Source organism: Paenibacillus sp. FSL E2-0177, assembly GCF_037992975.1.
GTDB classification, from domain to species: Bacteria; Bacillota; Bacilli; order Paenibacillales; family Paenibacillaceae; genus Paenibacillus_AQ; species Paenibacillus_AQ odorifer.
The window spans coordinates 4,822,795-4,838,435 of record NZ_CP150307.1 but is presented as its reverse complement, the minus strand read 5'-3'; the positions used below and the strand labels follow the sequence as shown (position 1 = coordinate 4,838,435).

10 protein-coding genes are annotated in these 15,641 nt (G+C 45.2%); all 10 read left to right on the top strand.

Annotated elements, in window-relative coordinates; all coding sequences use genetic code 11:
* Positions 1-123: 123 nt before the first annotated feature.
* The 10 genes from MHI25_RS21635 to MHI25_RS21590 all read left to right on the top strand — a co-directional run bounded on the left by MHI25_RS21635 (position 124) and on the right by MHI25_RS21590 (position 15,597).
* Positions 124-3,609 (top strand): glycosyl hydrolase 53 family protein, encoded by a 3,486-nt coding sequence (locus MHI25_RS21635; RefSeq protein ID WP_340394247.1) that lies wholly within the window; start codon positions 124-126, stop codon positions 3,607-3,609.
* 139 nt (positions 3,610-3,748) lie between these two features.
* Positions 3,749-5,494 carry a histidine kinase gene (locus MHI25_RS21630; protein ID WP_340394245.1) on the top strand — a complete coding sequence of 582 codons (1,746 nt, stop codon included), beginning with the start codon at positions 3,749-3,751 and terminating at the stop codon, positions 5,492-5,494.
* Positions 5,495-5,512: 18 nt separating this feature from the next.
* A complete protein-coding gene (locus MHI25_RS21625; RefSeq protein WP_076192254.1) occupies positions 5,513-7,153 on the top strand; it encodes a response regulator in 1,641 nt (546 codons plus the stop codon).
* A gap of 107 nt (positions 7,154-7,260) precedes the next feature.
* Positions 7,261-8,979 (top strand): extracellular solute-binding protein, encoded by a 1,719-nt coding sequence (locus MHI25_RS21620; RefSeq protein WP_076127426.1) that lies wholly within the window; start codon positions 7,261-7,263, stop codon positions 8,977-8,979.
* 234 nt (positions 8,980-9,213) lie between these two features.
* Positions 9,214-10,104 (top strand): ABC transporter permease subunit, encoded by an 891-nt coding sequence (locus MHI25_RS21615; RefSeq protein ID WP_036676126.1) that lies wholly within the window; start codon positions 9,214-9,216, stop codon positions 10,102-10,104.
* 27 nt (positions 10,105-10,131) lie between these two features.
* A complete protein-coding gene (locus tag MHI25_RS21610; RefSeq protein WP_036676128.1) occupies positions 10,132-11,010 on the top strand; it encodes a carbohydrate ABC transporter permease in 879 nt (292 codons plus the stop codon).
* Positions 11,011-11,015: 5 nt separating this feature from the next.
* Positions 11,016-12,059: an arabinogalactan endo-1,4-beta-galactosidase gene (locus tag MHI25_RS21605; RefSeq protein ID WP_076192248.1), complete on the top strand. Its 1,044-nt coding sequence runs from the start codon at positions 11,016-11,018 to the stop codon at positions 12,057-12,059.
* A 224-nt stretch (positions 12,060-12,283) separates the two neighbouring features.
* Positions 12,284-12,940 carry a stage V sporulation protein AA gene (locus MHI25_RS21600; protein WP_036676129.1) on the top strand — a complete coding sequence of 219 codons (657 nt, stop codon included), beginning with the start codon at positions 12,284-12,286 and terminating at the stop codon, positions 12,938-12,940.
* 2 nt (positions 12,941-12,942) lie between these two features.
* Positions 12,943-13,368 (top strand): stage V sporulation protein AB, encoded by a 426-nt coding sequence (locus MHI25_RS21595; RefSeq protein ID WP_036676132.1) that lies wholly within the window; start codon positions 12,943-12,945, stop codon positions 13,366-13,368.
* Between the two features lie 528 nt (positions 13,369-13,896).
* Positions 13,897-15,597, top strand: a complete 1,701-nt coding sequence (locus MHI25_RS21590) for a spore germination protein (protein WP_076302799.1) — start codon at positions 13,897-13,899, stop codon at positions 15,595-15,597.
* Positions 15,598-15,641: the final 44 nt, after the last annotated feature.

The window sequence follows — 15,641 nt, the reverse complement described above, 5'->3', positions numbered from 1 at the left end:
CTGAAATGTTTCTAACGTAACATATAGCAGAGTTAATAAAGCGTTTACAATTAGGGAGTGCACAAAATGACTGTGCTGCTGAGTACATAATCCATGATTAAATTATTTAGGAGGAAGCAGACATTGAAGAAATCATTTGTATTATTTATGATTCTGACCTTTCTTATTTCCCCTTTTACGTTTGGGCAGTCTGCTCAAGCGGCAGGAGATGAGAATATTGCCCTAGGAAAGCCTGCTATATCCGATAGTGAGCTTGCAGGATATGAAGCGGGTAACGCAGTAGATTCCGATGAATGGAACACACATTGGACGGCGAATGACGGGAGCTTTCCTCATTGGCTGGAAGTAGATCTGCAAGGTGCATATGATTTGTCAGGTGCAACCGTCATCTGGAATGCATGGAGTTACATTAATCAATATACGATTGAAGTATCACGTGATCATAAGGTATGGACAACAGTTGTGGACAAAAGTCAGAGCAGCAGTGTAGAGCAAACTCAGTACAATGCTTTTAAGCTGCGGAATGTTTCTTATGTAAGGGTCAACCTGACCGGCATCAACGGCGGAAAATGGGCAGCCATTAATGATCTGAAGGTCTGGGGTGTTCCCGCAGCCAGCGCGCCGCATGAGCCGGCACAGGGTGAAATACAAACTGTACTGCCAGTACGGTTGGACACGGAAATTGGGCAAGCCCCTGAGCTTCCAAGTGTTGTAACTGTGGTATATAGCAATTCTGACACGGAGGATGCTCAGGTTGCTTGGGATGTGATCCCTCCAGCAGAGTATTCCCGTCCCGGAACCTTTACAGTAAGCGGTTCTATCTCAGGTACTGTGCAGAAGGCAGTGGCGAAGGTAACAGTAGTAGGTGACAGCAGCACGCCTATTGTTGGATTTGAGAGTATAAATGTCAGCACAATTACGGATGTGCCTGCTTTATTGCCATCAGCGGTAACGGCTATATACGAAGATGGGTCAAGCAAACAGCTGCCTGTAACCTGGGATGACCTTACTGAAGCGGAGTACGCGGTTGAAGGAACTTACAGCGTAATGGGGAAAGTTGCAGGGACAGACCTACAACCCACAGCTGATATTCAGGTTACTCCGCTTGTGCTGCAATCCGGGTTCATAAAAGGTGCGGACATTTCCACACTGGAAGCGATTGAGGATGCCGGTGGAAAGTATTACGACAATGGAGTAGAAAAGGATTTGCTGGATATTCTTAAAAGCCGGGGTGTAAATTACATTCGGCTGCGTTTATGGAATGATCCTCAGGAAGCTGGCGGCTATAATGACCGTGAGCATGTTGTGGAAATGGCGCAGCGTGTCAAAGCCAAAGGCTTTAAGCTGTTGCTTGATTTCCACTACTCTGATTTCTGGGCTGATCCCGGAAAGCAAAACAAGCCGGGAGCATGGGCGGATTACTCCTATGATGAATTGAAGCAAGCGGTATATGACTATACCAAAGATGTTATGGATGAGCTAAAGGAAAAGGGAGCTTCACCCGATATGGTCCAAATCGGAAATGAGATTAATGGGGGCTTGTTATGGCCTGACGGCAAATCCTATGATCAAGAGAATGCTTTTGAGAAGGTTGTTCCGCTTCTGGAGAGCGGAGTGAAGGGAGTTAGAGACAGCGAGGGTGCAGGTCAGGATATCAAAATTATGATCCATCTTGCTGAAGGTGGCAAAAATGATATGTTTCGTTGGTTCTTTGACGAATTAACGAAGCGGAATCTTGATTATGATGTGATCGGCGCGTCCTTTTATCCGTATTGGAGCGGAACGATGGATAGCCTGCAGTTTAACTTGGACGATATCTCTAAACGATATGGTAAAGAAGTGATTGTGACGGAAACCGCGTATCCTTACACGCTGGAGGACGGCGACAATTTTGAGAATAACATCGCCCGCCAAGATCAGCTAGACGGCAGTGGCTTCCCAGCTACGGTTGCAGGTCAAATGGCTGAGGTCAAAACAGTAATGAATGTATTGTCCAAAGTACCCGATGGTAAAGGAACAGGCTTGTTCTATTGGGAACCAGCTTGGATTCCAGTGCAAGGTGTAGGCTGGAAGGTAGGCGAAGGAAATGCTTGGGAGAATCAGGCAATGTTCGATTTTGCAGGGAATGCACTCTCTTCATTAAATGTCTTCAAAACCCCGGTGGCCGGTGAGGGGGGCGAAGAGGAACCCGGAACGGGAGTGAATCCTGGCACTGGTGGGGAACCCGGAACGGGAGGGAATCCCGGCACTGGCGGGGAACCCGGAACGGGAGGGAATCCTGGCACTGGCGAGCAACCCGGAACGGGAGGAAATCCTGGCACTGGTGAAGAACCCGGAACGGGAGGAAATCCCGGCACTGGTGAGGAACCCGGAACGGGGGTTAATCCTGATCCTGTCATCACGGTCAGAGATTCAAACGTTGTAAATTCAGCAATTAAAGCAGTGGTCGAACATACAGCGGCAGGACAACTTCAGGTGAAGGCACAAGCAGGAATTTCCGGCATAGCTGAGATCACGCTAAGTATAGAGGATATCAATAAGGCGCTGTCGACGCTTCCGGCGGATGAAAAACTGGTTATTTCTGTTCTGCCATCGACGGGAGAGCTTAAGGGAGCAGTCGTTCATCTTCCGTTGAGTTCTATACTAGAGCAGGGCAAACATCCTCAAATAGTAATTGTATATGGGACGGCCTCTGTTACGGTTTCTACGGAAGCAAGTGCAGGAATTATAAAGACGGGAGCTAAGGAACTAACGCTCTCACTGGTTCAGGTAGCTACGCCAACCTTGCCTTCACCATTGGCAACTGGAGCAAAAGACTACCCGGCCTATAACATCCATGTGTCAGTAGACGGGACTTCTATCGATGTTTTCAAAAAAGGAGCAATATCGGTAGCCTTCCACTACAAGCTGAAGCTCGGGGAGCAGAGCCAGCGGATTGCTGTTTATTCGATACTTGCTGATGGAAAACTCGAAGTTATCAAAGCTGTGCGGTACAACCCAACCGCGGAACAGATTGTGTTTAATCCAAGTCATTTCAGCATTTATGCTGCGGGGTACGCAGAGGTGGGGTACACAGATTTAAAAGCAGCAGATTGGGCCACGTTAGCGATTGAATCCTTGACGGCTAAAGGGATCGTGCAAGGAATAGGAAACGGGATCTTTAATCCGCAAGGGGAGGTTACACGTGCTGAATTTGTCAGCATGCTGCTGCCCGCGCTGGAGCTAAATGCAGAAAGAGGGACAGGCAGTTTTAAAGATGTGAACCTTGATGCGTGGTATAGCTCTGCTGTGAATACTGCTGGGAGATTGGGTGTTGTACAAGGACATACGGATGGCACTTTTGGCCCGAATGATAAATTGTCCCGTGAAGAAATGGCAGCTATTTCATACCGTGCACTTAAGTTGGCGGAGAAAGTGAACGGTCAGAAAGATGTGAACGTTATTTCTTTTAAAGATAAAGACCTGATCTCGTTGTATGCCAGTGAAGGGATAACAGCGCTTGCGCAGGCTGGGATTATCAATGGATTCGAAGATGGCAATTTCCGCCCGCAAGCCCATACAACACGCGCTGAAGCGGCTTACATCATACTCAATCTTTTGCAGCAATAATAGGCAGACAGGCAATAACTGTGCTCGAAAAGGCAGTTAGGGCCTGTCTTTACCACATTTTTTAGATATTTATCTTTTCGCAAGTAGGGATTGTTTGTACAATAGGGGCTATGACATTTGAGCCGGAGAGTGAAGGAACGTGTATAGATATAATTTATTTACCAAAATCGTGAGTATCATGGTCATTATGCTGATCCCGATAACCATCCTTTACTTCTATTCCAATAAAACGACCACGGATGTGCTGCGTACGGAGTTAAATACTTCGAATAATAATCAGCTTAGTTTTTTTCAGAATCAGGTAGAAAGTAATATGGAGTTATTGTCTTCGTGGCCGATTCTGCTGATCCATGATCCTGATATCCTCAGCCTTAAGGATACTTATCTGGAAAAAGGGCGTTTGAATCTGGATACGATAAACCTGATCAAACGGATTCAGACCAAAATCAGTATTCAAGAAAGCTCCTCCAATTGGAAGAGTAAGCTATATTTATACTCCCCGTCCATTCATCGTATTGTGTCTGAAAATGATGCGAAGTTATACGAAGATGAGGATCTGAAGCGGGAAGTGAAGTCGGGCTGGCATGTGGAGAAAATCGAAGGGCAGGAGGGTGACCGCTTCGTATTCTCATGGTTTTCTTTTACACCTTTTATGTCAGAATTCGCTCCGGAAAAAGTCAAAACGGTTATGAAGGTAGAGTTCGACAGCCGGAACATAGAAGATATGCTGGATAAATTCAAAAGTGATGGCAGAAGAGATCCTTTTTATTATAAGCAGGGAACAGGACTTATTTTTAACCGCAGTGCCGACAAGGTATTAGCAAAAGAATTGGTAGACAGGCTGGAAGAGACCCAGCTGAAGCCTAGTGAGAATCGCACGGTCAAAATAGAAGGTGAATCCTACAGTGTAAATATCGTCTATTCGGACAAAATGGGCTGGTATTTGATCGACTATATGCCGCTGACTGAAATCCTACATCCAATCCTGACCTCTAATCGTTTATTTTATTTTGCGATCAGTGCTTTGTTGTTAATGAGCTGTCTCGTAGCCTATCTGTTATATGTTCAAGTGCAGGTGCCTATAAGGTTATTGGTTGGAGGCTTTCAACGGTTGAAGCAAGGGGATTATTCTGCGCGAGTGGAGATTAAAGGGAAGAATGAATTCAGCTTCCTGTCCGGCCGGTTTAACAGTATGGTAGAACAGATTCAGATGCTGATCGAGAATGTGCTGATGGAGAAAATCCATGTTCGCGAAGCCCGCTTAAAGCAGCTTCAATCACAGATTAATCCACATTTTTTCTATAATTGCTTCTCCTTTATTACAAGTATGGCGAAGCTAGATAATATGGGGGCAGTCGTTGGGATGTCGCATAATTTGTCCCGATATTACAGATACACCACTCGTCAGGAACGTGATTTGGTTGCGCTGTCTGAAGAGGTGGAATTTGTGAATCATTATCTGGAGATCCAGAAGATGAGGATGAGCAGACTTCGTTATGAGATCAATATCCCACCGCAAATGCGCAAAAGAGAGCTTCCGCCGCTCGTACTGCAGCCTTTGGTGGAGAATGCGGTTATACATGGAATTGAGCCCGTCGCCAAAGAGGGACTGGTGCGGATTACGGGTTCCTGTGCAGGCAGAGAAATGACGCTTACGGTTGAGGATGATGGTCAGGGCATGACGCCAGAGGGAATTATAGAACTGGAAAATAAACTAAGCAGGGCGATGGATGAAGAAATGGGCTGCGGTTTATGGAATGTGCATCAGAGAATGCGGCTGCGTTTTGGGGAGACGTCTGGCTTGCGCATCTCGCCTTCTCCGCTTGGAGGATTACAGGTGACACTGCAGTGGTTGCTGCCCTACACAGACAATGAAATGGAATGACATCTAGGAGGGGAAAGAATGATAGAGCTGTTGTTAGTTGATGATGAGCCCTATGTTACGGAAAGTTTAGCTCGTACTATTCCATGGGCTGAAATCGGGGTAAAGCAGGTGCATCAAGCGGCATCGGGTGCTGAAGCTCTGCAAATTATGGAACAGCAGGCTATAGATATTATGGTTACGGATATTTCAATGCCAGGAATGACTGGCCTGCAATTAATTGAAGCCGTGAGCGAGAAATGGCCAAATATTCGGTCCATTTTATTGACAGGTTATTCCGATTTTCAATATGCGAAAAAAGCTATTCAACTGCAGGCATTTGATTATATTTTGAAGCCGGTAAGTGATGATGAGTTTATCAAAAGCGTATCCAGTGCGATTGAATCTTTGAAAGACGAATGGGAAGCTCATGATAGATATCATTTGCTGCTGTATAATCGCAAAGCCGATTACAGTGTTTTGCGGGCTAATCTGATGCATGAATTGCTTCTCGGCAGGGTGCTGTCTGAGCGGACACTAGCCATTAAGCTGAAGGAATATGAAATCTCCTTCCAGCCGGATGCTGAAGCGGCGATGCTGCTGATTCAGCTGGGTAAACATTATGCCGCAATGGATCACCATTCGGTCTCTCTCATGGAATATGCGATCGGCAACATTGCCGAGGAGCTTTTTAAGGAACAGTTCCATGTCTGGTTCTGCAAAGCGCCGCATGATTGCTTGATTCTGCTTGTTGAATTAAAGCCGGCAGTACAGCAGGAATTGGAGCAAATGGCTAACTATGAAGCTGCAAGGCAGCAAATCCTAAAAGCGGTGATCGCGAATTTCCGAATTAGTGTAAGCAATTACCTCAAGGGTGAGATTTCACTGATTGTAACAGAGTGGTTCACCTTTCCGGAGGGGATGACGGCTGCCTATAGAAGCGGTCTTAGCTCGATGTATTTGGCAGCACATGATGAATCCAGCTCCGTGCTGTTTTTGGATGACCGCCAGCATCAGGAGACGATCAGCATCAAATCGCTCGAGTGTCTTTATCGTCCACCTACACTCATTCATCTGCTGGAATCCAAACAATGGGATTCAGCAAGGCAAAAAATTGCTGACGTGTTCCGGGATATGGAGAATGCACGGTTTTCCAGTGAACATCTGTACGAGGTCTTTCTATCGATAACGAATGCATTTATGTATATAGCGCATAAGAGTGGTCAGTTCATCTCCAAGATCGACCAATACGCTTTAGATCCGTTGTTGACGCAGAGTATTATTGTTTCTTTTGATAAGCTTAAAGATTGGGCGTTTGATATGCTCGATAAGCTTCAGAAGGAGCTATCCGAAAGCGATCAGAATACGAAAAGTTATATTATCAAGCAGGTGCATGAGCTGGTAGGAAACCATTCGGGGCATGAGCTGTCCGTCAAAACCATTGCCGATCATGTATATTTGCATCCAGTCTACTTGTCCAAGATTTATAAAGCTGAGACTGGGGAAGGACTAGGGGACTATATTATTCGGATGCGGATGGAACGGGCACTTTATCTGCTTAAAAATACGAATAAAAAAATCTATGAAATCACCTCTGAGCTTGGATATCAGAATCCGCAATATTTCAGTAAGATGTTCAAAAAACACTACAATATGACACCAAATGAATTCCGGGACGGATAGAGGTTGAGAAAGGTGCAGAAACCTTGTTTAAATGACGTATTCGGGCTCAGCGTCGTTCCCTATAATTAAAATGTAACCAACACTTATGGAATCCAAGGGGGAACAAAATGAGCGCGATGAAGAGAAAAAGATGGCTGCCGCTCCTGTGCATGAGCATGCTTTTGGCGGGTAGCCTTGCGGGCTGTTCAGGCAATAACGCTGCTAATAGTAAAGACACTGCTGGAGATAAAGCAGCTGGTGAAGCGACTGCAAATACAGCTTCCAATTCTGAAAACGCCTACAAGGATAAATACGATCCTGAGGTGACATTTACAACCGCATGGGGCGTGGACCCTGAGCTTAAATTCAAAAACGGTGAAAGCATTGAGAATAACGTGGCTACAAAATGGGCTAAAGAAAAATTCGGCATCAACATTAAGTCCCTTTGGTCCATCACAGATACGAACGGCGCATTTGGTACGAAGCTGCGTTTATCCATGTCTTCAGGTCAGGACATGCCTGATGTGGTAACCATCGGTACAGCCGACAACACGATTGCACAGGATTTGATCGATTCCGGCATGTATGCAGATGTAGGAACTTTGTTTGATAAATATGCTTCAGATACTTGGAAAGAAGCGATGGCACAGGATCCTAACGTTTGGAACCAATACAGCCGTGATGGCAAAAGAATGGGCCTGCCTGTTCTCGATTATGCATATAACCATGATTACATTCTGTGGATCCGCCAAGATTGGCTGGATAAGCTGAATATGCAAGCCCCTAAGACGATCGATGAGCTGGAAAAAGTGATGGATGCGTTCAAGAATCAGAACCCTGATGGTTTGGCACCAGACAAGGTAACTCCACTTAGTATCGGCTTCAAAACAACGATGAACACTTGGATGGGCGATCCATCTTGGATCTTTGGTGCTTACGGAACCTTGCCACAGCAATGGAATCTAGATGCTGATGGTAAACTAGAATACGGCTCGGTAAATGCTGGGATGAAGCAAGGGCTCGAAAAACTGAAGGAATGGTTGGCGAAAGGTTATATTCCTCAGGAAGCAGCTCTTTGGGATGAGAACAAAACTGCCGAACCAGCAGTTGCAGGTACAGCAGGTATTCTCCCGGGTCCTTACTGGATGAGCGGCTGGCCGCTTCAGGATACCGTAAAGAACTCTCCAGATGCAGTATGGGCTCCAATTGAAATTCCAGCGGGTCCAGATGGAAAGGTTATGCGTCATGGCACACAATTCACTAACGGTGTAACTTTGATCAGCACGAAAATGAAAAATCCAGAAGCCTTCTTTACTTATCAAAACTATCTGTTCGATAACTTTGCTAATCCAACGCCAGGCAGTGAACTGGATAACGGTCTTTTTGCAGGATATGACTATGAGCTGGACGCGAACGGCAAGATGATCGAAAATGATAAAATTGCTGGCGGTTATGTGAATAGTGTTCGTTATATGCTGGTTCGTGACGGTGCCCGGATCCCGGATGCCCAAATGAAAGCACTCCTTAACCTGGCAGATGGCGCAGAGCCAACAACCCGTCTGGAGAAGGACGTAGCTGTGAATTATGGTAAAGATACCCCTGCGGCTGCCAAAGTTCTGCTGGCGCAAGAGGATAAATCCTTTAAGAATATGTTCACAGGTCCTACGACCGAAACTATGAAATCGAAGATGGACTATCTGAACAAAATTGAGAACCAAACGTTTAATGAAATTATCTATGGCAACAAACCGCTGGATGCATTTGATTCCTTTGTAGCAACCTGGAAATCAGGTGGTGGCGATCAAATCACTAAAGAAGTTAACGAATGGTATGACAGCGTAAAATAAGGTTTGGATTTAGTTTGACTAGGTAAAAAGAAGTAAACGGGACCGTCTCTTCAGCCGTAGCATTAGGCTTTAGGGAGGGTCCCTGTTTGCGTTTGAAGTCCTCTTTTTTCAATGTGATAAAGAGATTGCTTTTGTACCATATATATTGGTTTTGCCCGCTATTTGAGGAATTCGGGCGTTGCTATAATTTGAGTATGGTTACAGAAGAACTTGACACGATATGGGGGACCAAGGATGAGAACACTAAAAAAAACATGGCCTTTTCACTTGATGTTATTGCCAGCGATGATATTCCTGATCATCTTCAGCTTTATTCCAATGGGCGGAATTGTGATGGCATTTCAGGATTATAAGCCATGGCTGAAAATTTCAGGCTCGGCATGGGTTGGATTGGACAATTTCCGTTATCTATTTGAACGTAATGACAGTATGCAGGTCATTTGGAATACATTGATTATTGCTGTTCTAAAAATGATTTTCAATCTGGCTGTACCGTTTGTATTCGCCATTTTGTTAAATGAGATTCGCAAGGTATACATACAGCGTACTATTCAGACACTGGTGTACTTGCCTCACTTTTTATCTTGGGTTATTCTCGGCGGGATCTTGCTGGATTTGCTTGCTACAGATGGTTTTGTCAATCAGATCTTAGGCAGCATGGGCTTCAAACCAATCTTTTTCTTAGGCGATAACAACTGGTTCCGGTTCACAGTTATTCTCACAGATGTGTGGAAGGAATTTGGTTATAATACGATCGTTTTCTTAGCTGCTCTAGCAGGAATCAATCCATCATTATATGAAGCTGCTGAAATAGACGGCGCTAACCGCTGGAAGCAGACACGTTTTATCACAATGCCATCTCTATTGCCAATGGTTGTGGTGGTAGGTACCTTGGCTCTCGGAAATGTATTGAACGCAGGGTTTGACCAGATTTTTAACCTCTACAATCCACTGGTCTATCAGAAAGGCGATATTATTGATACCTTCGTGTACCGCACGGCTATTCTGAATGGTGAGATGGGCTTTGGTACGGCAATCGGACTGTTTAAGTCGGCCATTAGTATGATCCTAATTCTCGTCTCGTACAGTTTGGCTAAGAAGTGGGCAGGATATCGCATTTTCTAATCTACCAAAGGAAGAGGGAGACAACTTATGTATTACAAAACAAGAGGTTATCGTATATTCAACGTGTTTAATACTTGCTTTCTAATCCTGCTCGCACTGATGTGTATTGTACCTTTGATTCACGTGCTGGCTGTATCCTTTAGCGCGAAGTCGGCAGCGGATGCCAATTTGGTAGGGTTATGGCCAAAGCAATTCTCTCTGGAAGCTTATAAAAAGACAATAAACAATCCGATCTTTCTACACTCCATCTGGGTATCTGTACAAAGAACCATACTCGGGACTGGACTTACACTTTTAATTACTTTTTTGGCAGCCTATCCGTTGTCCAAAGAAAACTCAGCCTTCAAGGGCCGTAATGTTTACTCTTGGTTGTTCGTTTTCAGTATGGTGTTCAACGGTGGATTGATTCCATTTTACATTGTGATTCAAAAGATTGGTTTGATGGATTCCTTCTGGGTACTTGTTCTGCCAGGTGCGGTAAATACGTTCTTGGTGATTCTGATGCTGAACTTCTTCCGTGGTATTCCAAAAGATCTGGAGGAGGCTTCGCTAATAGACGGAGCCGGACATTTCCGTACGTTGTTCAGTATTTACTTGCCGATTTCTCTGCCGTCGATCGCTACGATTGCCTTGTTCAGCATGGTATTCCATTGGAACTCCTGGTTCGATGGACTATTGTATTTGAATAATTCCAAGCAATTTCCACTGGCGACATTCCTGCAGACGGTTATCATTCAACGGGATATGAGCTCCATGAGCATCAATCCAAAGGAAATGGAGCTGATCTCGCAGACGACGGTGAGAGCCGCGCAAATATTTATCGGAGCCGCTCCAATTTTGATCGTATATCCTTTCCTGCAAAAATATTTTGTTAAAGGGATGACACTTGGTTCTGTAAAGGAGTAGCAATGATGACAACCACATTTATCAATGGAATGGATATCTCGTTTCTGGATGAAATTGAGCAGGGTGGAGGAGCGTATTACAGCGGTGCTGTAGAGTCCGTTGAGAACGCTGAGGATTTGCTCTACATTCTGAAGGACAATGGCGTGAATGCCATCCGGCTGCGGATTTGGAATGATCCTCCGGGCGGCTTCTGCAATCTAGAACGTACGCTGATTATGGCTAAGCGAATTAAAGAAGCAGGACTTAACTTTCTGCTGGATTTTCATTATTCGGATAAATGGGCAGATCCTGCTAATCAATCGAAGCCAAAAGCTTGGGAGAACCTTGATTTTACGGGTTTAACATCAGCCGTGTATGAGTATACTCGTGAGGTTCTTGAGCTTTTGCAATCTCAAGGCACAATGCCCGACATGGTGCAGATCGGTAATGAGATTACTCCAGGCATGTTATGGAATGAAGGCAAGGTGGATGGTGAGTGGGATACTACGGAGCAGTGGGAACAGTTCATTACACTGGTTCAAGCAGGAATAGCGGGCGCAAAAGCTGTTGCTTCTGATTTGTCCATCATGATCCATATTGACCGTGGTGCTGATCATCCAGCCAGCCGTAACTTTTATGATCGGTTTTTCGAGCATGGCGTAAATTTTGATGTGATCGGATTATCTTTTTATTCTTGGTGGCACGGCACGCTGGATGACTTGCGATCTAACCTGAATGAATTGGCGGTGCGGTACAATAAGGATATTATTGTTGTTGAAACAGCTTATCCTTGGACGCTGAATGCACCTGAAGGTTTCCCCTTAATAGTAAGTGAGGAAAAGCAGCTGCATGAAGGTTATCCGGCTACAGTAGAGGGACAGACTAAGTATATGAAAGATTTTATTAGTGTAATTGAGAATATACCTAACGGTAAAGGTATCGGGTTTTATTATTGGGAGCCAGCCTGGGTTCCTTCGCAAAAGGAATGGTCCGTGGGACATGAGAATGGATGGTCCAATCTGACCCTGTTTGATTTTGCGGGAGGGAAATTGGATTCGCTCGAATTCTGACGTATTTAGGATTGAAACAAGAAGACAGCTTAAGGTAATTACCTTGAGCTGTCTTCTTTTTAATTTCCAGAAGAAGGGTTAGCCTTTCCTGATACCTATAAACAAGCAACATTTCAGTATTTCAAGAAATTGATTCAGAGCAGCAAGAGTAAAAATAAGGCTTTACTCCCATACTACCGTTATCTTGGACCTGAGCTTCACCATAACCTTTAGGAGGAATGCGGATGAAACAACATTCTGCTCCCACCATCTATATACAGCTTAAAAATCGGGTGATGGTTCCCAAAGGTAAAGGTGTCACGTTGGGTGATATTGCTTTTTTGATAGCGGAGCCTGAGCTGAAAGAGTCGTTGGAGACAATTCTCTTAATGAAGCCGGAGCAAAGTGACGGCAATCTGATTTTGATTGATCTGTTGATGGTTATCCCCCGGATATATGAACTTATACCGAATGCGGACATTGAACCGATCGGTGAAGGGAGGACGATTGTGCAGATTGAGAGTCAGGTGGAGCGACGGAAACCTTCGGTGGCGATGTTTGTTTTAGTGTGGCTGCTGCTTTTCTTTGGGTCTGCTCTGACGATTATGAACTTTCATGCTGATGTAAATATGCTGGAGGTACAAATTCGAATTGTGGAGATGCTAACGGGTCATCGGGATGAGCATCCCTATATATTTCAGATTGCTTATTCTCTGGGCATCGGGTTTGGGATGGTCATTTTTTTCAACCATTTATTTAAAAAGAAGTGGAATGAGGAGCCTACTCCGCTGGAAGTGGAAATGTATCTGTATCAGAAGAACATCGACCAATATGTCATCAATGAGGAATACAGCAAGATGAGGCGCCGCAGTGAAAACCAATCTGAGAATACGGAGGACTGAAGATGACGGCACCCATAGCACTGGGACTAAATTTGCTGCTGGGCATTGCGGGTGGTATTGCTGTAGGCGGTGGAGTGATCGCTCTATTTGTTGTGCTGGATATGGTGCCGCGTCTGGCGCAATTAACCTCTTCTTACGATAAAGTTCATTGGTATGAAGGCGCGATGGTAGGTGGATCTTTAGTAGGTACTGTTAGTGATTTTTGGAATTGGAAAATTACCTCAGGTCCTCTAGTTGAACTTGGTGTAGGACTATTTGATGGGATTTTTGTCGGGATGCTCGCTGCAGCATTGACCGAGGTATTAAATGTGCTGCCGATACTCGCTAAACGCTTAAATATGACACATTATCTATTCGGTCTGTTAATGGCGATGGTGAGTGGGAAGGTCGCGGGTTCTTTGTTCGACTGGTTTGTATACCGACAGTAAACAGGGGGTTAGGAAATGAGCAAGTTTATTCACAGCGGTGATTCTGCACCGGAAGATGACCATCTGGAAGATAATGCTGCAGCTGCTGCAGCAATGAAGACAACTGCAGAGGATCTAGTTGCAGATCACACAGAACCTGAGGGCGCTTCAGCTATCGGTGAAAGTGAAGATTCAGCGGAAAATTCTACAACATCTGAAACTAGCCAGGACCAGCAGGATGCAGAGGCATCAGCCGAATTAGGCACTGAGCAGCAGGATGCAGAAGTGACTGCGGAGCAGGGAACAGAACAGCAAGATGCAGAAGTGACTGCGGAGCAGGGAACAGAGCAGCAGGATGCACAAGCGACTGCGGAGCAGGGAACAGAGCAGCAGGATGCAGATGCCACTGCGGAGCAGGGAACAGGGCAGCAGGATGGGGAAGTGACTGCGGAGCAGGGAACAGAGCAGCAGGATGCAGAAGCATCGGATGAGCTCGGCAATCAGGAGCCAAATGAGCCGAGTAAAGGTTTTTTTGCCAGGTTATTTGGTATGGATTCAGAGGATTCAGAATCAGATGATGAGGCACAGGATCAGAATGCTCAGGCAGCAGGCGGAACAGGTAACGATGCTGGTACTGGGGAGGAGTCTCAAGCTCAACCGAAGCCTTCAAAGAAGCAGGCGCAGCAGCAGTCTCAGAACAAAAGTAAAGATAAGCTACAAAACAAACGCGATAGTGAGCATTCTAACTCATTAAAGGAATCCGTTATTTATTGGCAAGGCAATGATCATATCCCAGGTTCTCTACAAGAAACAAAAAACACGCTGACCGAAGTGATGGGGCTGGGAACAAGTTTTGATGTGACGTTTAGAGAAATGTCCTTTGGGGGACATAAGACAGCTTTACTCTGCTTAAGCGGATTCACCAACGAAGATGTGACGGATGAAATTCTGAAACGACTAACCTACCTTTCTTCAGAAAATTTGTCCGCAGGTGTATTAGGTAGCTTTATGAACGAATACATCCCTCATATTCAAGTTGAAGAGGGTAGTGTATTAAGCGAATGTTTCGATAAAGTATTAAAAGGAATGAGCGCACTATTTATTGAGGGTGAGAACAAAGTTATCCTAATGGATACTCGATCTTACCCCATGCGAAGTCCTGATGAACCCTCGATTGATCGGGTGGTGCGTGGTGCGCGCGATGGTTTTACAGAAACCCTGCTTAGTAATATTTCACTTGTAAGAAGACGGATACGTGATCCGGGGCTGAAGCTTGAAATGTTTCAAGTGGGACGGCGGACACGGACAGATGTCTGCGTGGCTTACATCGATGATATCGTTGATAAAACGCAAGTAACGTCAGTCATCGATAAAATCAACAGCATCGATATCGATGGTATTCCACTGGCGGATAAGCAATTGGAAGAAGCGATTATCGGCGGAGGGTGGAACCCTTATCCTATGGTGCGTTATTCTGAACGCCCTGACGTTGTAGCCTCCAATTTATTAGAGGGACGGGTCATATTATTCGTGGATACCTCGCCCATTGTAATTGTTCTTCCGACTACCTTTTTTGATCTTTGCCAGCATGCGGAGGAGAATCGCCAGACTCCTTTTATGGGGACATATCTGCGGTGGGTCCGTTTCATCGGCATCTTCGCTTCCATGTTCCTGCTCCCGTTATGGATGCTGCTTGTTATCCATCCTGAGTTAAAGCCTGCTATGCTGGATTTTATCGGGCCGCAAAAGACAGCGAGAATTCCTATTCTCGCTCAGTTTCTGATTGTAGAGCTTGGGGTTGATTTACTGCGGATGGCCGCCGTGCATACCCCAACACCTTTAGGCTCAGCGATGGGTCTGATTGCAGCCATATTGATTGGTGATATAGCGGTGCAGAGTGGTCTGTTTGTAAACGAAGTAGTACTGTATATGGCGGTAGCCTCAATCGGTATGTTCGCGACTCCGAGTTATGAGCTGGGTCTGGCGAACCGTATAGTCAGGCTTGTGTTATTAATTTCCGTAGCGGCGTTCCAGGTACCAGGCTTTATGATTGGCACGACGTTACTGACTATCTTCTTAACCACTCATCGGTCCTATAACTCCTCATATATGTGGCCGTTTATACCCTTTAATGCAAAGGCAATGAGTGAAATTCTATTGCGTAAACCGGTCTTAAGTTCGAAGGAAAGGCCGTCTTTTAACAAAACCAGAGACAATACCAGAATGCCGCCATCTCAAGAGAATGAGTAACAATCGTAGGAAAATACAAAACTACTGCAAATTAGTCCATTCAA